At 33.7% G+C, this 20,836-nt stretch carries 19 protein-coding genes and 3 tRNA genes; 10 read left to right on the top strand and 12 right to left on the bottom strand.

The features are described 5' to 3' along the window. Nucleotides 1-192: 192 nt before the first annotated feature. The 5 genes from radC to A9G45_RS08905 form a co-directional block, all read right to left on the bottom strand. Entirely contained in the window at nt 193-645 is a 453-nt protein-coding gene (gene radC / locus A9G45_RS08925; protein WP_065568232.1) for a RadC family protein, read from the bottom strand. 115 nt (nt 646-760) lie between these two features. After that, nucleotides 761-1,351, bottom strand: coding sequence for an EcsC family protein (locus A9G45_RS08920; protein WP_065568233.1), 591 nt, complete (start codon nt 1,349-1,351; stop codon nt 761-763). A gap of 364 nt (nt 1,352-1,715) precedes the next feature. Next, entirely contained in the window at nt 1,716-1,895 is a 180-nt protein-coding gene (locus tag A9G45_RS14115) for a hypothetical protein (protein WP_131798866.1), read from the bottom strand. A 278-nt stretch (nt 1,896-2,173) separates the two neighbouring features. After that, nucleotides 2,174-2,635, bottom strand: coding sequence for a hypothetical protein (locus A9G45_RS08910; protein ID WP_065568235.1), 462 nt, complete (start codon nt 2,633-2,635; stop codon nt 2,174-2,176). A 121-nt stretch (nt 2,636-2,756) separates the two neighbouring features. Beyond that, on the bottom strand, nt 2,757-3,356 hold the full coding sequence (locus A9G45_RS08905; protein ID WP_065568236.1) for an inovirus-type Gp2 protein: 600 nt from the start codon (nt 3,354-3,356) through the stop codon (nt 2,757-2,759). 375 nt (nt 3,357-3,731) lie between these two features. Between A9G45_RS08905 and A9G45_RS08900 the strand changes: the two genes are divergently transcribed. Beyond that, nucleotides 3,732-4,502, top strand: coding sequence for a hypothetical protein (locus A9G45_RS08900; protein WP_065568237.1), 771 nt, complete (start codon nt 3,732-3,734; stop codon nt 4,500-4,502). A 467-nt stretch (nt 4,503-4,969) separates the two neighbouring features. On the opposite strand, the gene A9G45_RS08895 is transcribed toward A9G45_RS08900, so the two are convergent. Next, nucleotides 4,970-5,045, bottom strand: a tRNA-Phe gene (locus A9G45_RS08895). A gap of 158 nt (nt 5,046-5,203) precedes the next feature. Between A9G45_RS08895 and A9G45_RS08890 the strand changes: the two genes are divergently transcribed. The 5 genes from A9G45_RS08890 (at nt 5,204) to A9G45_RS08870 (ending at nt 11,922) form a co-directional block, all read left to right on the top strand. Next, entirely contained in the window at nt 5,204-5,638 is a 435-nt protein-coding gene (locus tag A9G45_RS08890; RefSeq protein WP_065568238.1) for an FxsA family protein, read from the top strand. A 147-nt stretch (nt 5,639-5,785) separates the two neighbouring features. Then, the gene (locus A9G45_RS08885) at nt 5,786-6,079 is read left to right on the top strand and encodes a co-chaperone GroES (RefSeq protein WP_034915350.1); all 294 of its coding nucleotides are present in this window, start codon (nt 5,786-5,788) and stop codon (nt 6,077-6,079) included. Nucleotides 6,080-6,125: 46 nt separating this feature from the next. After that, complete coding sequence (gene groL / locus A9G45_RS08880; RefSeq protein ID WP_065568239.1) at nt 6,126-7,772, top strand: chaperonin GroEL; 1,647 nt, start codon at nt 6,126-6,128, stop codon at nt 7,770-7,772. A gap of 374 nt (nt 7,773-8,146) precedes the next feature. Beyond that, nucleotides 8,147-9,778, top strand: a complete 1,632-nt coding sequence (locus A9G45_RS08875; protein WP_065568240.1) for a hypothetical protein — start codon at nt 8,147-8,149, stop codon at nt 9,776-9,778. Nucleotides 9,779-9,792: 14 nt separating this feature from the next. Further along, nucleotides 9,793-11,922: an AAA family ATPase gene (locus A9G45_RS08870; protein WP_065568241.1), complete on the top strand. Its 2,130-nt coding sequence runs from the start codon at nt 9,793-9,795 to the stop codon at nt 11,920-11,922. A 171-nt stretch (nt 11,923-12,093) separates the two neighbouring features. Here A9G45_RS08870 and A9G45_RS08865 read toward each other — a convergent pair whose 3' ends face one another. From A9G45_RS08865 to A9G45_RS08855, 3 genes are all read right to left on the bottom strand, one after another. After that, the gene (locus tag A9G45_RS08865) at nt 12,094-12,669 is read right to left on the bottom strand and encodes a manganese efflux pump MntP (protein ID WP_065568242.1); all 576 of its coding nucleotides are present in this window, start codon (nt 12,667-12,669) and stop codon (nt 12,094-12,096) included. 67 nt (nt 12,670-12,736) lie between these two features. Next, a complete protein-coding gene (locus A9G45_RS08860; RefSeq protein WP_065568243.1) occupies nt 12,737-13,345 on the bottom strand; it encodes a hypothetical protein in 609 nt (202 codons plus the stop codon). 30 nt (nt 13,346-13,375) lie between these two features. Then, entirely contained in the window at nt 13,376-14,494 is a 1,119-nt protein-coding gene (locus tag A9G45_RS08855) for a bifunctional tRNA (adenosine(37)-C2)-methyltransferase TrmG/ribosomal RNA large subunit methyltransferase RlmN (protein ID WP_442903050.1), read from the bottom strand. Nucleotides 14,495-14,748: 254 nt separating this feature from the next. Between A9G45_RS08855 and A9G45_RS08850 the strand changes: the two genes are divergently transcribed. Continuing rightward, on the top strand, nt 14,749-15,420 hold the full coding sequence (locus tag A9G45_RS08850; RefSeq protein WP_176701653.1) for a M15 family metallopeptidase: 672 nt from the start codon (nt 14,749-14,751) through the stop codon (nt 15,418-15,420). A gap of 3 nt (nt 15,421-15,423) precedes the next feature. On the opposite strand, the gene A9G45_RS08845 is transcribed toward A9G45_RS08850, so the two are convergent. Then, nucleotides 15,424-16,722, bottom strand: a complete 1,299-nt coding sequence (locus A9G45_RS08845) for an ATP-binding protein (RefSeq protein WP_065568245.1) — start codon at nt 16,720-16,722, stop codon at nt 15,424-15,426. 17 nt (nt 16,723-16,739) lie between these two features. Continuing rightward, on the bottom strand, nt 16,740-17,420 hold the full coding sequence (locus tag A9G45_RS08840) for a response regulator transcription factor (protein ID WP_065568294.1): 681 nt from the start codon (nt 17,418-17,420) through the stop codon (nt 16,740-16,742). Nucleotides 17,421-17,938: 518 nt separating this feature from the next. Between A9G45_RS08840 and A9G45_RS08835 the strand changes: the two genes are divergently transcribed. From A9G45_RS08835 to asd, 3 genes are all read left to right on the top strand, one after another. Continuing rightward, a tRNA-His gene (locus A9G45_RS08835) sits at nt 17,939-18,014 on the top strand. Nucleotides 18,015-18,039: 25 nt separating this feature from the next. After that, a tRNA-Pro gene (locus tag A9G45_RS08830) sits at nt 18,040-18,116 on the top strand. A 309-nt stretch (nt 18,117-18,425) separates the two neighbouring features. Beyond that, nucleotides 18,426-19,529, top strand: coding sequence for an aspartate-semialdehyde dehydrogenase (gene asd, locus A9G45_RS08825; protein ID WP_065568246.1), 1,104 nt, complete (start codon nt 18,426-18,428; stop codon nt 19,527-19,529). 69 nt (nt 19,530-19,598) lie between these two features. Here the strand turns inward: asd and A9G45_RS08820 are convergent, their stop codons facing one another. Then, complete coding sequence (locus A9G45_RS08820; RefSeq protein WP_065568247.1) at nt 19,599-20,828, bottom strand: ROK family protein; 1,230 nt, start codon at nt 20,826-20,828, stop codon at nt 19,599-19,601. Between the last annotated feature and the right edge of the window lie 8 nt (nt 20,829-20,836).

The following is a 20,836-nucleotide window of genomic DNA, read 5'->3' as shown; positions in this document are numbered from 1 at the left end:
GTTAAAAACTCCAACAAGGTATTTTTCATAATAAAAATACGCTCCATTGTTAATTATTAGGTTCTATTTAAGAATATTTGGTTTTTAATTTTCACTGATCATTACAGCAAAGTCATATCGTTTAAACGGATCAATAAGATCTTATTGATCGTTAAAAACGATCAATACATATCCATTGAAGACTTTTTAAAATTAGAGCCAGCTTTGTTCTGCAAAGGAAAAATGCGATTGTCGACCAATTACAATATGATCTAATACTCGGATATCAACTATATTTAGTATTTCTGTTAATTTTTGATTGATATTGCGATCTGCATTACTGGGCTGTGCTTCACCTGATGGATGATTATGGGCAAAAATAATGGCTGCTGCATTATGTTTAAGTGCTTGTTTAATTATTTCTCTGGGATGGATTTCGACAGAGTTAATTGTGCCCATAAAAAGTGTTTCTACTTTAAGTAGTTGATGTTGATTATTTAGATACATAGCAACAAAGTGTTCTCGTTCTTTTTGTGCTAATTTTAGTCTAAGATAATCAATAACCTGTTTTGTTTTGGTGAACTGATTTTTTTCTATTTTCATTTGCTTTTCAAGCAATTTTAACGCTGTTGTCACAATGCGCTTTGTTGAATAGTTGGTTTTCATTTTTTCTCCTGTTAAGCTTGGCCAAAGCACCATGTCTTTATGTAAAAACGGGAATAAATCAGATAAATTCATAACTAGATGAATTTTTAGATAAATGATTATTAGTGTTATTCGACTAATTGAATTGATTAAATTGATTTTTAGCAAATTGGCCAATGCGATAGGTAACTGTGCGATCAATAACCGCTCCCACTACACCGCCGAATATTGGGAGCATCTTAATTAACTTCACGCTATACTTTGCACTTAAAATAGTAATAAGTTGTTTAGTGATAGATAGATTTATTTTCCAAACCACTTCACTGGGTTGTTTGAGCAATGTAGCTAAGCAAAACTGCTGTAATTTTAATTTACTTGCCATCACACATAATGATAAATAAATTAACGTTTTTATTCGCTTATCTTTCACATCGTGGCCTTGCAAAATGGCAATGGTTATAGCGAGTCTCATTTGAATAAACAATACACTCAAAGCATTTGCAGGTAAAGTAATCGGTAAACTTGTCATTCCACCTAATCCAGTAATAAACCCTGTTGTCCCAGCTTTATTAGCTTCCTGTTTAATTAGGTTATCAAGGCTATCAGAATAGAAAGGAAAACGTTCTTTATGTTGTTCGGCTAACGTGTAAGCAGAAGCTAAACCATATCCGCCTGTTAAACAAATTTGATAGAGCCTATCAAGTAATAAAGATAATTTATCTGACATTTATACTTCCTTATTTAATGAATTAAATAAAGAATGAACATGATTGAAATAAGGTTCTAATGAATAAACTAAGGTGATTTTCGATATTTGATGATCTAACATGGTGCACTCCTTATAAAAATATTAATTAAACAAACACATTGTGGTGTTCAACTAATGATATCTATTTAAAATTATTTATAATCAGAGTGTTGAGATACATTGAGAAAATATGAAGCAAACAAGATAAATGGGTTTGCTTCATGAATAAGATTGAGGAGCAGGAGTTTCAAGAGTGTTCAATATTCTGTGTCATTTCGGTAAACTATGTAACAAAAAAGAAATGACACAGAGTTATGAACAAAATTTTTGATTATTACTAATACTACTTCTTGTTTTTTTCATAACGAGCTAAACTTTTCTTAGCTCTTTCTTTTTGTTCCTCTGTTGCTTTATCTGAATTTAAAATCATTTTTGCAGATTTTTCAATAAATTCTGGAATTATTTCAGTCACTGCAAAGTGTCCTGCTTGGTAAAGTTTTTTACCCAACCACTTAATAGCCATACTTGTACTCCGAACATTCTGGGCATGGAGATGTAAAATTCGGATCTCCACCACACACAGGACAGCTTTCAGGATGAGGTTCGCCAGGATAATATTGTAATGGACAAGGAATTTCTCCCTTACCATTGCATTCGCCACAATCATGTTTAGTCATTTCATCTCCTTAAATTATTTTTGAACAAAAATTTATCATCATTATTAGAAAAATATTACGTATTGTCATATCGTTTGTAACGATCAATAAGATCACGACTGATCGTTACAAACGATCAATTGATTTAGCCGAGAGTATATATACTTTTAATATACAAAGTACGAAGAGGATTATGTTTTTCCCACGAGAGTTGTGCTAATTCAGATAAAGCATTCTTAGCTAGTTCTTGTTCAACATTAATACCATTTCCATCAGTTTGATTTTTCCAACAATCAGTAACTAATTTCATAATAACGTTATAATTTGCATATTGTTCTGAATCGAAATACAACATGGCAGGAAAATAAAAGCCATATTGCTCATCAAAAGCCATTACCCAAACAATGCTAAGAATATGGTTAGAAAGTAATGTTAAATCAGACAAGTTCAACATATCCATATACGCATCTATTCCGTGTTTCCTTTGATAGGCATCATTATGATAGGCAAAATTCATTCTGACTGGATATAGCTTCCCATAACGTGTAAGTAACGATTTATTATGAGTTTTTAGCTTATTTAGTATTAGATCATAATACTTATACATTTTTTATTCCTCTATATGAATTGGAGTTATATCAATAAGCTTGTTTTTTGTTTATTTGTCTAAACGTACTCTCAAAGACTCATTGTTATTTTCCAAAATTAAGTAAATTGCTTTTGTGTTATTAAATAGAGGAGGGTATTAAAAATTTACTTACACCAAGTGTTCTAGGCTTTCCTCGATGGCTAGGTGGAAGAACTTCGCTTAAAAAGAGACAATCACTATAACGTCTTTTAAAAGGCTCTTTTTGTTCTGTTTTAGCTAAATAACTGAGCATATAACATGTCGAACAAAATGCTTCATGATCATGATGGTTTATCATTTTTAACCCGTTGATACGATAATTATTGCGCTGACAGTCATATAAGTAACCATTAGTCAGTTCATGCCATAATCTTTCCAATACAGCATAAATTGGATAGTACTTTTGTCTTTTTTGTCCGTTTACATAAAAAATAGAATGGAAATGGATATGTTCATTTTGATTGAATTCCATAACAACAGCATACCCTACAATATCAAGTTCAAATTGCATAGCTTGCCAGAGGAAAAATGTTATTTCATTTTTTGTTGTTTCGATATCAGTACTTAATTCATCATCTTTAGCATAATGAATATCAGCTCTAATAGGTAATATTTTTGAGTATTTGTTTTGTAGATGATTTAGATGTGCAATGAGTTGACCATTGAGTTGTTTATCAATATTAAAATTTTTATTTTGCATTTAGTTTCCCTTATCAAATTAGAGTTATTTGATAAGAGGCAAGATTATTTTTTTATTGTCTTAGTAACTGATGATGTACTCAGATAACATAATATTAATGTTATATATCTAATAATTTTCTTTTATAGAATAATATTAATTAACCTTAATTATAAAAATTGAAATTTATCTAATTGATTATTAATATTAATTTAATTTTACTTATAATTATTAAATAACAAATCACTACGTAAAATTAAACATAAAAATGAGTGTAAATATGCTCAATAAAATATACGTGAATATAAACATAAAAATAGATATAATTATTTATATTGATTAGTGGTTTAAAAATCATACAGATACAAAAATAGGGAAGAGTAAGAGTAAAATATTATGAAAATGAATATTGAAGAAGAAAGATTTAAATATCAAACAGATTACTTAAAAAAAAACCCAAGAGCTTGTTTTTGGATATTGCAAAAATTACGAGATAATTTCTTGGATAGCTTTTCACAAGAGCAAAGAGTAAGTATAGCATGTTCAAATAACCATTCATTGAGGGTCAAAATTTTATGTGATTATTTTAGCTCACCTGAAACACCTATTAGCCTTAGTTCATTAATAAGTGAATGGAATGAAATAGAAAAAAAAACTAAACCATTTCAATGGATAGATATTAAAAACAAAGATCAAGTATATTGGTTTTATATGCATATTAGAAGGAAAATAAATTCAAATAATTATGATTTCACCGCAATCACTGATTTAGTCCATATGGAACTTAGTGAGTTGTACTATATAGCGCATTATATTTTTGACGATTGGAGTTCTTCTCAAGAAAGTAAAGAACTTCTTCAAATTAAGATGAAAAAAAATTGGGAGCAAAAGAAATATAGAGATAAAGTAAAAGGGAAAAAAGTATTAAATATTTATTTGGAATCTAAAGTTAAAGATGAGTTAAAGAAACTAGCAAAAGAAAATAATAAAACAATAACAGACTTTGTTGAAAATTTAATTCAAAAAGAAGTTAAATTAGTTAATGAAAGGAAAAGAAGAGAAGAAAATATAAATAAAATGAATAAAAATAGGCGTCCTCTTCTAGGTAAAGATGCTTCATTCTCTCCTCCAGAGGGTCTTTTTAATCTTCCCAAAAAATATAGATAAAAAAATTTTACATCTAAGCGATCTTCATCTTTTCCAGTAAAGATAAGCCATCAAGACCATTTTATGGATACATACCATTATCGAACCAAATGTATCCGGATTTGTATCCAAAATTGTGCTTGATTTAGGGTAACTTCAATTGAGTTTGGTTGAGTAGTAAAACTTGGTGGAAGTCTTGTGCAAACAGCTTTTGTTAGAAATGTTAATAAATAATTGTTACAAATTAGTTCAAAATAAATCAAATCCAAGTGATTTCTCTTAAGCCTTGCAAACAAAGGCCTCAAGGCCATTTTATGGATACACGCCATTATCGAACCAAATGTATCCGGGTTTGTATCCGAAATTGTACTTGATTTGGGGTGATTTCAGTTGAACTCGGTTGAGTAGTGAATCTTAGTGAAAGTCTTATCTGAAAAGGCTTTAGATATAAAAAAACCTGCTAGAAGCAGGTCTTAGAATTTGGTGATTGGTGCCCGGACGCGGAATCGAACCACGGACACGGGGATTTTCAATCCCCTGCTCTACCGACTGAGCTATCCGGGCAACAATGGATGCACATTAAACACGATTTGTAAGTGTCAGTCAATCCCTTTTGTAAAATTTTTTAAAAAATATTTATTGCTTGGTTGAAAATTAGCTAATCATCTTCATATTAATAGCTAATTTCTAATATTATTCCTTTGTGCTTATAGGATTGTTATATGCGATTTGTTGGTTTTATTCTCTTTTTTATTTATGTTTATTTTGAAATCAGTGTTTTTATAGCTGTTGCAAATTCAATTGGTGTTTTACTTGCATTAATCTGTATTATTGCAACGTCAATTCTTGGTTTTTCATTAGTTAAAACACAAGGTTTGAAAAATCTAAGTATTATGCAACAAAAAATCGCTAATCATCAAAGTGCTAAAGCTGAAATTATAAAAAGTGTATCTTTGCTTTTTTCTGGTTTTTTCTTACTTATTCCTGGTTTCTTAACTGATATTGTTGGCGCAATTTTATTAATTCCCCGTGTTCAAGATTATATTGTAGAATTTATAGTTCGAAAAATACCGATGAGATTTCAATTTTCATCATCGCAAACACATTATCAAGACAGTGATATTATTGAAGGTGAATTCAAACGTAAAGATGATTGATAAATAATCAATTAGACTTTTTTTAGTTTTCTTCCCTTGAAGAATTTAAAATTGTCCCCATATAGTTTGCACTACATTTGAAAATCATAATTGCATGATTTATTGATAATAATTGTTTTAATTAAAATTAGTGCTAGGAGATAACTAATGAAAATTCGTCCATTGCATGATCGCGTGATCATTAAACGCAAAGAAGTAGAATCAAAATCAGCGGGTGGTATCGTGTTAACAGGTTCAGCTGCTGGTAAATCAACACGAGGTGAGGTTTTAGCTGTTGGTAATGGTCGCATTTTAGAAAATGGTCAAGTACAGCCATTAGATGTGAAAGTGGGTGATATCGTAATTTTTAACGAAGGATATGGCGTTAAAACAGAAAAAATCGATAACGAAGAAGTGCTTATCTTATCAGAAAGCGATATTTTAGCCATTGTTCAAGCATAACTGGCAAATAATTAAACTATAGACAGAATTTAGGAGAAATACGAAGATGGCAGCTAAAGATGTAAAATTTGGTAACGATGCTCGCATCAAAATGCTTCAAGGTGTTAATGTATTAGCCGATGCAGTTAAAGTAACTTTAGGTCCAAAAGGGCGTAATGTAGTATTAGATAAATCATTTGGCGCACCAACTATTACTAAAGATGGGGTTTCTGTTGCTCGTGAAATCGAATTAGAAGATAAATTCGAAAATATGGGTGCACAAATGGTTAAAGAAGTGGCTTCAAAAGCAAACGATGCAGCGGGTGACGGTACAACCACTGCAACTGTACTTGCTCAAGCAATTGTTAATGAAGGTTTAAAAGCTGTTGCTGCAGGTATGAATCCAATGGATTTAAAACGCGGTATTGATAAAGCCGTTGTTGCAGCTGTTGAAGAACTTAAAAAATTATCTTCTCCTTGTGCTGACTCTAGAGCAATTGCACAAGTTGGTACCATTTCAGCTAACTCTGATGAAACCGTTGGTACTTTAATTGCTCAAGCAATGGAAAAAGTAGGCAAAGAAGGTGTTATTACTGTTGAAGATGGTACAGGTTTACAAGATGAGCTTGATGTTGTTGAAGGTATGCAATTTGATCGTGGTTACTTATCACCATACTTTATTAACAAACCTGAAACAGCAACAGTTGAATTAGATAGCCCATATATTTTATTAGCTGATAAAAAAATCTCTAATATTCGTGAATTATTGCCAGTGCTTGAAGCGGTCGCTAAAGCAGGTAAATCATTATTAATTATTGCGGAAGATGTTGAAGGCGAAGCATTAGCGACTTTAGTTGTAAATACTATGCGCGGTATTGTTAAAGTTGCAGCTGTTAAAGCACCTGGTTTTGGTGATCGTCGTAAAGCTATGTTACAAGATATTGCAATCTTAACTGCAGGTACTGTAATTTCAGAAGAAATTGGTTTAGAGCTTGAAAAAACAACACTTGAAGATTTAGGTCAAGCTAAACGCGTTGTTATCAATAAAGACAATACAACCATTATTGATGGCGTTGGTGAAGAGTCTTTAATTAAAGCGCGTGTTGAACAAATTCGTAAACAAATCGAAGAATCAACTTCTGATTATGATAAAGAAAAACTTCAAGAACGCGTTGCTAAATTAGCTGGCGGCGTTGCAGTAATTAAAGTTGGTGCAGCAACTGAAGTTGAAATGAAAGAGAAGAAAGCGCGTGTAGAAGATGCGTTACACGCTACTCGTGCAGCAGTTGAAGAAGGCGTTGTTGCTGGTGGTGGTGTTGCTCTTGTTCGTGCTGCGTCAGCGATTTTGGAACTTAAAGGTGCTAACGAAGATCAAAACGTAGGTATAAAAGTCGCTCTTCGTGCAATGGAAGCGCCATTACGTCAAATCGTGACTAACTGTGGTGAAGAAGCATCAGTTGTGGTTAATGCGGTTAAAGGTGGCAAAGGTAACTATGGTTACAATGCTTCAACTGAAGAGTATGGTGATATGATTGCAATGGGCATCTTAGATCCAACTAAAGTAACTCGTAGTGCATTACAATACGCAGCGTCTGTTGCCGGTCTTATGATTACTACTGAATGTATGGTTACTGATTTACCTAAAGATGATAAAGCTGATTTAGGTGCTGCTGGTGGTATGGGCGGCATGGGTGGTATGGGCGGAATGATGTAATCTCATCTGTTGCTACTCCTTAAACTTATCAATATAAACCACTCGTTCATGCGAGTGGTTTTTTCTTATTAATTTCTTTCCTTATTTGTACCAAATAAAACAAATTAAAAATACGCCGTTAAATTGATTAAAGTTAAATATAAAGCTTGATAATACTTTCATATGTCAGTAAATGGCTTAAATTATATGTGTTTCCTATTTTCCTTTTTTATTATCAATAGCAGTTTTACTTGTCAAAATAAACTGTTAAATAGATAATAACATGATGAAAAGATGGCATTTGTCTTTTCTATAGGAGTAAATTAATTATTCCAAACTTTCTCCTTTTCATTTGAAATAGGATTTAAAATAGCTAAATAATAAGGAAAAAAACAATGAGTGTATCTTCTAAGAGAAAAGTAACTAGCATCGAACAAAATGATTCTTCAGTTAGGCAACGACAAAAAAGCGCTAAAGTAGAAAATCCGCTTTCAAATATTCAACAAAATACTTTTTTTAAAGTTATTTTTTCAGATAATCTTTCACTTGAACAGAAAGTAGAAGAAGTCACTCATATTTTAGAATTTACTGATAATAAAGAAGCTGATAGAGCCAAAATTCAAGAATTTGATACATTTAAAGAATATCTACAATCCATTTCAGAAGAGATGTCTAAACAGCGCATCGAAATGACTGATACCGAAGTATTCGCTGAGTTACAGCGGGTATATTCTGACTTTAATAATGACCTTAATGACTTTATTGAAAAAATTAAACCACTTACTGAACTTACAGACGCACTGTATAACTTACGCCAAAATGGTGAGACTCGAAATGCTTTAGCGCAAATAAAAGCGGATCAACAATGGGATGAAGAAAAGATAGCGCAACAAGCAAGCGTGCAAAGCGAAATTACTAGTATTGAAGAGAAAATAACTAATTTGCAAAAAGAAATCGTTTTGTTACAAAATGATAGGAAATTTTTTGGTTTAGGAAAAATTAAAGTTGCATCACAAGCTAAAATCACTGCTAATGAGGAAACTATTGTACAGTTACAACAGCAAATACAAAATAAACAAAAAGAATTAAGTGATATTCAGATAGAAATTGCACAACGTCACGAACAACGCAAGGATTCAATCGATGTTGAAAAACTAAAGGAGTTACTGAACCTAACTTCAGAACAGCATACATTACGCCAAGCTGATATGGTTGAATCGGCATTAAAATTTGTTAATCAAGGCAAAGAACGTTTTGGTGCAATTCGTAATCACCTTGAAAAAATGGTTAAACAAATAGAAGGGCTTAGCGATAATAATGGCAATATGATACAAATTTATGCCATTATGAACGAAGCGACTAAAAAAGTTGAGAAAGTTCACCGCGAACGTAGAGAAGAGCTTGAGCATAAAGATGTTGGTGACAACCTATTAGAATCAATGAAGCTTGATGAAGCTAGACGCAATTTAGATGAACATATCGATACTGTATCAACAGCAACGGTTGATACCATGCAAACCTATGGTGAATTAACAACGGAAGCCATTAAAATTCGCAATATGCAAGCTGCAACCAAAAAACAAGTTGAAAGTGCCAGAGCAATGCATTCACGAGGAATTGCATCGGTTGCTTCACAACTTAGTGTTGTGGTTACTGCTGTTAACTCAGCAGCAATTAATGAGGCACAATCTATGGCAGGTAATACTCTAGCTGAAATGACACGAGTAACAAATGACATAGCTAAAAATGAAGCCATCCGAATCGCAACAGGTCGTGATGAAATTAATAATGATTTAGAAGCGATGTTACAGAACTTAGCAGAATTTGGTGATACTCAAAAAGAAGCTACTGAAATTACACGTTCAGCATTAGAAACAATGCGAGCAAATTTAGAAGAAATTGAAAGAATGTCTAAAGATGTTCAAAATGATACGCGAGAATTTATTGCTGTGACAGGTGATGTTTTATCAGAAAAATCTGAGAATAAAAAAGAGAGCTCGCAAACTACCTCTCCCTTTAAACTATAATAAAGGAATGCACAATGTATTTAGTTAGAGGGCGTGAATATTTAGCGCAATACCCTAATTTTACTTTAGTGGGTCGGGAACATGATTTAGAAAGAATATCATCTATTCTTATACGAAAATCATCAAATTCACTTTTGCTAACAGGTCCTGCTGGTGTTGGTGTTTCAATGCTTACCCTTGGTTTGCAAGCAGCTAAAAACAGCCCAGATACACCGTTTGATTTGATTGTAAAAAAACTGTTTTGGTTAAATTGTGATGCGCTTTTTTCTAGTGGTGATAGCGCTAAGATAAACAATGAGTTTCAAAGTATTTTAAAAAAGCTAATGCAAACTCCAGAATCAGTATTGATTATTACTGATACGGCTAATTTTTTAGAAGCAGCACATAATACTGGCAATGCTCATTTTATCAATGCATTAAATAACGCAGACAAAGCAAATAATTTCCAAGTTATTTTAGAAGTCCGCGATGATAAATTGAGTAATGTATTAAAAGCCAGTACAAACATGCCAGAGCTTTACACTCTTTATGATGTTAAAGAGCCGATTGGGGATGATTTAAGATCGATTGTTTCTAGTGTTGCTAAAGAGCTATCTGCATACCATAAAATTGAAGTTGATGAAGATGCTGTTGAAGAAGCGATACATTTAACCAGTAAGTATCGAGATAGTTTAGGTTTAGGTGGAGCACAACCGCAACGAGCGATTGCTTTACTTGATCGTGCGCTTGCAAGTTATCGCCAACTTACGCATAAACAGCATCCTAAAATAATTGAGCTAATGAATAAGATAGCCAAAAGTACCAATGAAACAGAAAAACAAGATTTGCAACAACAACTTGAACAATGGCAACAAGATTGGCAAGAATTAAAGTCAGAAATCAATAAAACTTACCAATATCAACGTGAGGCCGAAACATTACGCTTTAAATTGCAAGATGAGATCAACCAATTGCAAGAAGAAGAGGATAATAATAAAAATTCGGAATCAACAACAATAAAAACCTTTGCACAGCTAACCGCTGGTGGATTTGACTCACCGGCTGTTACCAAATTAAAGGAAAAGATTCGACAGATTGATGCAGAAATAGTACAAAATAACGAACAACACCAAAAATTGGTTATGCTAGCTAACAAAGATTTACGGCTTAACCGTCAAGAAGTTATCACTGAATTTAGCAAAGTTTCAGGAATACCTACAAACAAACTAGATGAAAATGAAGTTGAAAACTTGATTAATTTAGAGGCAAATTTATTATCGAGAATTTTTGGTCAAGATAATATTGTTAAACATGTCGCTAATTCGGTAAAAGTCGCTAAAGTCGATGCGCTAGAAGAATCAGGTCCAGCCATGTCTTACCTATTTTTAGGTCCATCCGGTGTAGGTAAAACTGAGATGGCTAAAGCCTTAGCGCAATATGTCTATGGTGATGAAAAATCATTGGTACGTTTTGATATGTCTGAATACATGGAAAAACATGCTGTTGCTAAATTGATTGGTGCGCCACCAGGATATGAAGGATTTGAAGCTGGAGGCATTTTGACAAACTCTGTTAGAGCAAAACCAGTTGGAATCTATCTATTTGATGAGATTGAAAAAGCACATCCTGATGTATTTAATATCTTTTTACAGATTTTATCGGATGGACGATTAACTGATAATGTCGGTCGAACAGTCGATTTTTCTGATATTATGATTATTATGACTTCAAATATCGGGCAACCTTATTATTTAGATCCAAACCTTTCTGATGAAGCTGCGTGTGAATTGGCAACAAATGACCTGAATAACACTTATCGTTCAGAACTACTTAATCGTTTTAACGGACGAGAAAATATTCTCCATTTCAAACGCTTGCCAATGGTCGTTATCGAGCGAATTATTCGCCGTGAAATTGACAAATTGAATCAAGCATATCAACCTCGAGGTTTTTCTGTAGAAATATCTGATTCTTGTATAAGCTCATTTTGTCATGATCACTACGATTTAATTCGTGGTGCGAGAGGATTACCTGGTTATATTAAAGCAAATATTAGACCAGTTATCGTCAATCATATTTTGCAAAATCCTCATGACAAAGGTGCCTTTAAAGCAGTCTATAATCAACAGGCTCGTAGCTTTGATATGACATTTTGTAAAATTTAAAAAGATTTAAATAGAAGTTTTTTCCATAAACTGTTACCTATAACAGGTAACAGTTTAGTTAACTAAATTGGTTTCAATCTTATCTATTAGATACTTTAACGTGATAAATGCTATTATGATAGTCCTGTTTGAAAAGCTAAGCGATGTTACTAGATGAAAACAAGGGAAAGTCTAATTAGATAGATGTTGATAAAGCGTAATTGTGCCAATCATAATAAGCGCTAAACCACCTAAAAATTCTGCTCGTTTACCAATTAAACAGCCTAATTTATTACCTAATAATAATCCAATCGTTACCATTAAACAGGTTGCTATGCCAATCATTGTTGCAGCCCAATAAATATTCACGCTTGCTAACGCTAATCCAATACCAACAGCAAATGCATCTATACTGGTTGAAATAGCTGTAAAAATTAGCATTAGAAAGGATTTTTTTGATGATGTTTCTCTATCCTCTAGGCAATCTTCACCAGTTTTTTTAAAGCTGTTGTAAATCATGTTCATACCTAAAAATAACATGACAGTAAAAACAACCCAGTGATCCCATTGTTCGATATATTTCAGTGCAATATAGCCAACTAACCAGCCGAGGATTGGCGTAATAGCTTCAACAACACCAAATAAAATACCGACTTTGAGTGCACCTAAAAATGGGGTTGATTTAAGCGAAACCCCGCGGCATACAGCGACAGCAAAGGCATCGGTCGACATAGCCAGTGCTAATAATAAAATAGCCCAAAAACTCATGATATCTTCTTTAAAAAATTATAATGATGATGTTATTACGGTTTAAATAATAATATTTTATAGCTTACTATTTTGTGACTGAAAACAAATAATTGGCAACTTTCATATCGCCCTTTTTCTGATAAATCTCAGCTATTTTTTTCACATTATCACGCCGATTTGCGTCGTATTGAAAAAGTTGCTTAAACATTAACTCAGCTGTTTTTTTATCATTATTTTGGATAGCACAATATCCATATTGTTCATAGGTATCAGCTTTCCAACGGTGGCGATCTAAATCAAGACTTTGCTTAAATTGTTGCTGTGCTTCTTGGTAACGATCTCGCCCACATAAAAAAGAGCCATAATGCACATGATATAATCCATTACCAGGTTGCATAAAAATAATGCGCTTATAGATCATCTCGGCTTCCTCGTATTCACCAACATGTTGATCAAACATTGCCATTGCTAGCATAATTTGTGGGTTATTTGGTGAGTATTGTGCCGCTAATTTGAGGTTATAATGTGCTGCTTTGACATTAGCTTCAGATCCATTTGCGTTGGCAAGATAGCCTAACCCAAGGCGCATTCTTGCTAAAGCGGCTTTTTCTGGATCAAATTCATCGCTGTTTTTGATTTGACAACCAGATAAAATGATCAGAGCAAAACAGTTTAATATCAAGCTTCTTTTCATCAACTTCCCCTTTTTGCTGTTTTTTTTCCTTTATAATGTTTGTTGCACCAAGCTTTGTTTTTTATACAGCGTTCTTTTGGTACGATCAACAACTTCACCAGCTAATTGGCCACATGCGGCATCAATATCGTCACCGCGCGTTTTTCGAACAATTACAGTAAAACCATATCCCATCAATGTTTTCATAAATCGATCGATACGCGAATTAGAGCAACGAGAATAAGGCGCACCAGGAAACGGATTCCAAGGAATTAAGTTAATTTTACTTGGTACATTTTTTAGGAATTTAGCAAGTTCGTGTGCGTGTTCAACACCGTCATTAACTTGATTAAGTAATACATATTCGATAGTAACTTTTCCATGATTCGCATTTGAACAAGAAAGGTAACGTAAAATTGAATCACGCAACATAGTCATATTGTATTTTTCATTAATTGGCATGATTTCACTGCGAATAGTATCGTTAGGCGCATGAAGTGATATCGCCAGTGCCACATCAATCATACCCGCGAGCTTATCTAAAGCAGGAACAACCCCTGAGGTGGATAGTGTTACACGCCTTTTTGATAAACCATAGCCAAAATCATCTAGCATAATTTCCATCGCGGGCACTACATTAGATAAATTAAGTAACGGCTCTCCCATCCCCATCATAACGACGTTGGTAATCGGTCTATCCGCCAGTTTGCCTGTTACACCAATAGCATTTGATGCGCGCCATACTTGGCCAATAATTTCAGAAACGGTTAAGTTTCGGTTAAATCCTTGTTGTGCGGTAGAACAGAATTTACATTCTAATGCACAACCAACTTGTGATGAAACACATAATGTTGCACGATCGCGTTCTGGAATATAAACCGACTCAATCATTTGGTTATTGCCCACATCAAGCGCCCATTTAATTGTGCCATCAGATGAACGTTGCTCCATTGCAATCATTGGCGCTTTAATTTCAGCTAACGTTTTTAGTTGTTCTCTTAGCTTTTTATTGATATCGGTCATTTGGTCAAAATCATCTACCCCAAAATGGTAGATCCATTTCATCACTTGATCGGCTCTAAATGGTTTTTCACCTAGTGAAATAAAAAACGCTCTTAATTGTTGGCGTGTAAAATTGAGTAAGTTTACTTTTTCTTTACTTGGGTTCATTGTGGTTAGATTTATTGAGTTTGAAGTATCTGATAAATTTACAGACATATTTGACGTACATAGTGTTGACATAAGGCCTCGTTTTTACACATTATGGCTATTTCAATTTTTAGGAAAAAGATTATACTGTTTTTCATCTCATCTTACTATAAAGAATATATGTAATATTTAAAATGAAAAGTAAATTAATAAATTTAAAAACACTTCTTATTTTAATCTCATCATTAACGTTAATTTTATGTTCGAGTATTACTATGGCGCAAACAATTCCATTAAATAAACTAACAGGGCAGTTTGATGAAAAAAAAGATAGTGATTTTATTGCATTGGATTTAACTCAATTACCAGTTAATAAAAAAGGAATGTATCTACAAAAAGAAGTTGCTGATCAGCTAATAAAAGCGTTTAAAGACTTCAAAAAAGATCACCCCAATATTCCTTTTATTGTGGTAAGTGCAACACGTAATTACGCTTACCAAAACGGGATTTGGCAACGAAAATGGGATGCTTTATCTCATAAGCTCAATGACCCTGAGAAAATTGCCCGAGAGATTTTAAAATACTCATCAATGCCAGGCACATCAAGGCACCACTGGGGTACAGATATTGATATTACCAGCGTTTCATCTGCATATTTTAAAAATGATAAAAAGGGCATCATTCTTTACAAATGGTTGCAAGAAAACCTACCCAAATATGGATTTTGCCAAGCATTTAATGAGGGGCGAAAAGGCGGATATCAACCCGAAGAATGGCATTGGTCCTACAAGCACATCGCCAGCCAATATATTGCGCAGTACAAAGCGATACTAGAAAGTGATCCAGACGCTATTATAAAAACTTTAGATTTTATAGGTCACGATAAAATTAAGCTAGAAAGTCTAGTTAAACAGTACGTGCTCACCATTAATAGCGACTGTTATTAATCGTTAATTACTGCTTCTCCAATAAGGTAATTCGATTGTTACAACTAATCCACCACCATCACGATTGGTTGCTTGAATAGTGCCGTTATGCATAATAACGGTCTTTCTTGCAATCGCAAGACCTAACCCGTAACCTTTGCCTAATTGAGGAGACTGGATACGGACAAACGGTTCAAAAATACTCGATAGTTTATTAGCTTCTACACCAGGCCCACGATCTTTAACTTCAATTTGTAAATACTTGCCTGCTTCTTTTAATGAAACTTCGACAGCTTGTCTAGCTTTAGAGAAGCGAATCGCATTACGAATAATGTTTTCTATAGCTCGGCGAATTTGCTCTGAGTTACCTTTAACAATAGAATGAGCAACGGGCGATAAGTTGAAATGTACATCAATGAGCTGATGATTAGCCTCATAGTTAGCATCATTAATTACTACACTTATTAAGTCTTTTAAATCAAAATATTCATCGGTACGATTATTCATTTCAGCACGAGAATAGTTTAGAATCTCACCGATTAGCTGATCTAATCGTTCTGACTCTAATTCGATTCTAGCTAATGCGGTATCAATATTTTGTTTGTTTTGTTGAGCAAGCCCAATCGCTAGTTGCAAACGAGCAAGTGGTGTTCTTAGCTCATGTGAAACATCATGAAGAAGAGCTTGACGATCTGAGATAAGAATATTAAGTTGCTCAACCATCATATCAAAATCTTTACCTAATTCGCTAAGCTCATCACGCCTAGGTTTTAATTTTTGGAATAATCGAACAGAAAGATCACCCTGAGATACGCGAAAAAAACCTTGTCTTAATAACCGCATGGGTCTAGTTAGATTCCATGCCAAAAACAAGCTAAAAGCTAGCCCAACACATATTCCCATTAACACAATTGGCATTGGCATATTGAATAATGTCTTTTTATCATCTTTATCCTTATCTTCTTTAAATGAAATAGAATAAAGCGTGCCATCAGGCGCGACAGCCATGCGTTGATAGACATAGGTTGGTGTTTCTAATTCGTCGGTCAAAATATTGACTTGCTCATTGATTGGAGAAACTAATTTTATTGATAATAAAGCCCTTTCTCGTTCAGGTAAATGGGCTATAAAATTAAGCGTCTCATCTTCGCCTGCTACATGTAATAGCTGGGCTATCATATCCACTTTTGTCGGCATATGATTCAGAAATTTTTGATTTTTATTTTCTATATAAACAGAAAATGCAATCCAAGTTAATTGGAAAGTGAGGTAGAAGATAACCCAAAATATAATGAGTATTTTCCAAAATAATCGACGATTCATAGCAAGCCTATTGGTTGTTAGCGGATACGATAACCGACAGCCCTAATTGTTTCAATTGTCACATCATTTTGTGCTATCTGATGTAGTTTTTGTCGAATGTTACTAATATGAACATCAACACTACGATCATAAAGTTCTCGTGCTCGACCAAGACCGATCTCTGATAACTCCTCTTTAGTTACTACCCGCTCGCTATGTTTTACTAATAAAACTAATAAATTAAACTCGGTTGATGTTAAATCAATAGCTTTTCCATTCCACGTGCATAAACGTTGGGGAAGATCTAAGGTTAAGCCATTAAAATGGTATTTTTTATCATCAACTGTTTCTACTGAACGTTCATCAAAACGACGTAAAACAGCACGTAATCGGGCTAACAACTCACGCGGATAACAAGGTTTTGGGATATAATCATCAGCGCCTAATTCTAATCCTAAAACGCGATCAATATTATCGCCTTTGGCCGTTAACATAATAACTGGCATATTACGCTGTTGCCGTATGCTTTTAAGGACATCAATACCATTAATGTCAGGTAACATCACATCTAAAATTGCAGCACGGTATTTTCCTGACAATGCTTCATCAATACCATCTTTACCCAAATAAACACTCTTGATATTGAAACCTTCATTAGTCAAATATTCACTAAGCATTTGTGATAGTTCAATATCATCATCAATTAATAAAATATTTATCATAATCGCAATCGCCATTGTTATCTAATTTTAGGTTTTTACATTATTGCAATAATAAAAAAAAAGTCAGGCTCCTTTACTAAAATATTACATATTTTTGAACGAGGAATGATAATGTAATTTACTATTATTAATAGTATAAATAGTTTTTAAAGTAGCTCTATGTTACAGCATATATTTTCAAATCAAGTTAATAAGTGGCATTGAGTATTGGTTATGCCAGCGCACTAATTAATTCTAAGTAAAGATACAGTAAAGTAATATTTTTAAAGACCTATACTTTATGAATAAAATATGGAGATAAAAATTGAAACAACAAGTAATTAGGCAAGAAAAATTTAGTGTAGCTATTTAGTGTAGTTAAAAAGAACGCTAGCTATTAGTAAGCAGTAAGTTCGCATTGAAAGTAATTAAATTTTATACTTTTAACGCTTTTTATATAATCAGTTGGCGTATTTTTTTAAAAATATGCTGGACAATATTGTTTTTTATGCGTAATATTTCGTCCTGCTTCTATGGTGGCTATAGCTCAGTTGGTAGAGCCCTGGATTGTGATTCCAGTTGTCGTGGGTTCGAATCCCATTAGCCACCCCATTTATAGAATGCGGAAAACTTATAACGGCGAGTAGCGCAGCTTGGTAGCGCAACTGGTTTGGGACCAGTGGGTCGGAGGTTCGAATCCTCTCTCGCCGACCATTTTTTAATAAAATTCTACTTGTTAGCATTTAGCTATTTGGTTTCATTTAACGATCCGCACATTAGTTTCATTTACCAGTTAGTTATTTTCAGCCCTTATCTGATATTTTAATTAGATTTATTGCAACCCTTTGAAACCATTTTTTCTCTCAATTTTTGTTATTTTGATTAAATATCGTATTAATATATAACGTCATGTTATCATCTCCTTATTTACAATAATAATTCTTATCTGGCTTGTTTTATGATGATATTTTGTTTTAATAATAAATATCTCTTTATATAAACGCTAATTATTGGAAATAAAATATGAAAAATGTCGGTTTTGTCGGTTGGCGCGGAATGGTTGGTTCCGTTCTTATGCAACGTATGGTTGAAGAGCACGATTTTGATTATATCAATCCTGTTTTCTTTTCTACATCTCAAGCGGGTCAAGCTGCGCCTACTTTTGGCGGTAAGACAGGGATATTACAAAGTGCAGATAATATTGATGCGTTGAAAGCATTAGATATTATTGTTACCTGCCAAGGTGGTGATTATACTTCTGAAATTTATAAAAAATTGCGTGCAACAGGTTGGCAAGGTTATTGGATTGATGCAGCATCAACACTTAGAATGGAAGATGATGCGATTATCGTGCTTGATCCTATTAATAAAGCTAACATCCATACTGCTTTAGATAGAGGAATTAAAACCTTTGTTGGCGGTAACTGTACGGTAAGTTTAATGTTGATGTCACTGGGTGGATTATTTGCTGAAAACTTAGTTGATTGGGTATCGGTTTCAACCTATCAAGCGGCTTCTGGTGGCGGTGCGCGTCATATGCGTGAGTTGCTTACCCAAATGGGGATGTTAAATGCGGAGGTTGCTAAAGAACTACAGGATCCTAATTCTTCTATTTTAGATATTGAGCGAAAAGTGACGCAAAAAATGCGTGACGGTAGTTTACCAACTGATAATTTTGGTGTGCCATTAGCAGGTAGTCTGATCCCTTGGATTGATAAAGCACTTGATAATGGGCAAAGTAAAGAAGAATGGAAAGGCCAAGCTGAAACCAATAAAATTTTAGGGACTGACGAGATTATTCCAGTTGATGGACTTTGTGTCCGTATTGGCACATTACGTTGTCATAGTCAATCGTTTACGATTAAATTGAAAAAAGATATTAGCGTGCCAGAAGTTGAAAAACTACTTGCTTCCCATAATGATTGGGTTAAAGTTGTTCCAAATGAACGTGAAATTTCGATGCGAGAGCTTACTCCTGTCGCAGTAACAGGCACTTTAACAACGCCTGTAGGCCGCTTACGTAAACTTAAGATGGGCAAAGATTATTTATCAGCTTTTACTGTCGGTGACCAATTATTATGGGGGGCAGCTGAACCATTGCGTAGAATGTTACGCATTTTAGCTTAAACTAGATATAAAAAGTAAAGCCCGATTTGTTGGGCTTTATTTTTATAACTATATTTTTATAACTATAGGCTATGATTCTTTATCTTCCAGCAATGTCATTAATAATGAACCATTAAATAAAGCTTGTTGCACTAATGCAAACGCACCAATTGCTGAACGGTCATTGAGCGATGAACAATGAATAGTAAGATTTTTTCTTAATTCTTCTAAACTTTGTGCATTTAATGCACTATTTACCGCATGCAATAGTATTTCGGGAGATTTTGTCAATTCACCTGCTAATACAATACTTTGTGGATTAAAAATATTTACCATCATAGCAACTGCTCTACCAAGATTTTCACCGGCATCTTTGACTAACTTAATTGCCAATTCATCTCCTTGGTTAGCATATTTACAGATATTGGCAATATTACAATTACCCAAACTTAATTTAGTTGGGTAACCTTGCTCAATCATTTGTTTGGCTCGATGCTCAATTGCTTTATTAATAACTCGATTTTCTAAACAACCAAAGTTACCACAATGACAGCGCTCACCTAATGCATCCACTTGGATATGACCAACTTCACCCACCGTTTGATTATGATTAGTTAACAGTTGTTGATTAATAATGATGCCTGATCCAACACCACGGTGTACACGAATCAAAATTGAGTCATCTACATCTTGGGTTGAGCCAAAATAACTTTCCGCTAAAGCTAAACTTTGAATATCATTACCAATAAAAATCGAAATATTAAACTTATGGTGTAATGCTTCGGCTAAAGGCCATGCTTTAACTGGAATATGCGGTGTATAACGAATAATTCCGCGTACAGAGTCGACCAAACCAGGTAGTACAACAGATATTGCCACAAGGTGTTTTATCTTTTTACTATTCTGTTCTATAAATTGTTCAATTAACGCGATTAAATACTCTTCAGCCAATTGCTGGGTAAATGTAGTTAGTGGGTAAATTTCGGTAACTAGATTTTTAGCACCAAGATCATAAAGTTCAATGGTAACACGGGAACGACTTAATTGAACAGCAATTGTTTGATAATAATCAAATTTTGCTTGTATTGAAACGGCTGGTCGCCCGCCTGTTGATTGTTGTGCATCAACTTCTTTTATTAGATTGCTTTTAAGAAGTTGACGAGTAATTTTAGTTATACTTGCTGGTGCTAATTGACTAATTTCCGCCAGTTGAATTCGAGATATAGGCGCTTGCTGAACAATCAAACGGTAAATCATGGCATAATTTAATTGTTTGATTAATTCAGCATTGCCAACTAGATTTAGATAATTAAAGGTCATATTTTATC

Origin of the sequence: Gilliamella sp. HK2, assembly GCF_001690265.1 — a bacterium.
GTDB lineage: Bacteria > Pseudomonadota > Gammaproteobacteria > Enterobacterales > Orbaceae > Gilliamella > Gilliamella apicola_C.
The sequence above is the reverse complement of the archived record's forward strand: the minus strand, read 5'-3'. Positions and strand labels throughout refer to the sequence as shown.

Coding starts and splice junctions, on each gene's coding strand:
- radC (WP_065568232.1), bottom strand. CDS start 645: ATGAAAACCAACTATTCAACAAAGCGCATTGTGACAACAGCGTTAAAA.
- A9G45_RS08920 (WP_065568233.1), bottom strand. CDS start 1,351: ATGTCAGATAAATTATCTTTATTACTTGATAGGCTCTATCAAATTTGT.
- A9G45_RS14115 (WP_131798866.1), bottom strand. CDS start 1,895: ATGGCTATTAAGTGGTTGGGTAAAAAACTTTACCAAGCAGGACACTTT.
- A9G45_RS08910 (WP_065568235.1), bottom strand. CDS start 2,635: ATGTATAAGTATTATGATCTAATACTAAATAAGCTAAAAACTCATAAT.
- A9G45_RS08905 (WP_065568236.1), bottom strand. CDS start 3,356: ATGCAAAATAAAAATTTTAATATTGATAAACAACTCAATGGTCAACTC.
- A9G45_RS08900 (WP_065568237.1), top strand. CDS start 3,732: ATGAAAATGAATATTGAAGAAGAAAGATTTAAATATCAAACAGATTAC.
- A9G45_RS08890 (WP_065568238.1), top strand. CDS start 5,204: ATGCGATTTGTTGGTTTTATTCTCTTTTTTATTTATGTTTATTTTGAA.
- A9G45_RS08885 (WP_034915350.1), top strand. CDS start 5,786: ATGAAAATTCGTCCATTGCATGATCGCGTGATCATTAAACGCAAAGAA.
- groL (WP_065568239.1), top strand. CDS start 6,126: ATGGCAGCTAAAGATGTAAAATTTGGTAACGATGCTCGCATCAAAATG.
- A9G45_RS08875 (WP_065568240.1), top strand. CDS start 8,147: ATGAGTGTATCTTCTAAGAGAAAAGTAACTAGCATCGAACAAAATGAT.
- A9G45_RS08870 (WP_065568241.1), top strand. CDS start 9,793: ATGTATTTAGTTAGAGGGCGTGAATATTTAGCGCAATACCCTAATTTT.
- A9G45_RS08865 (WP_065568242.1), bottom strand. CDS start 12,669: ATGAGTTTTTGGGCTATTTTATTATTAGCACTGGCTATGTCGACCGAT.
- A9G45_RS08860 (WP_065568243.1), bottom strand. CDS start 13,345: ATGAAAAGAAGCTTGATATTAAACTGTTTTGCTCTGATCATTTTATCT.
- A9G45_RS08855 (WP_442903050.1), bottom strand. CDS start 14,494: ATGAACCCAAGTAAAGAAAAAGTAAACTTACTCAATTTTACACGCCAA.
- A9G45_RS08850 (WP_176701653.1), top strand. CDS start 14,749: ATGGCGCAAACAATTCCATTAAATAAACTAACAGGGCAGTTTGATGAA.
- A9G45_RS08845 (WP_065568245.1), bottom strand. CDS start 16,722: ATGAATCGTCGATTATTTTGGAAAATACTCATTATATTTTGGGTTATC.
- asd (WP_065568246.1), top strand. CDS start 18,426: ATGAAAAATGTCGGTTTTGTCGGTTGGCGCGGAATGGTTGGTTCCGTT.
- A9G45_RS08820 (WP_065568247.1), bottom strand. CDS start 20,828: ATGACCTTTAATTATCTAAATCTAGTTGGCAATGCTGAATTAATCAAA.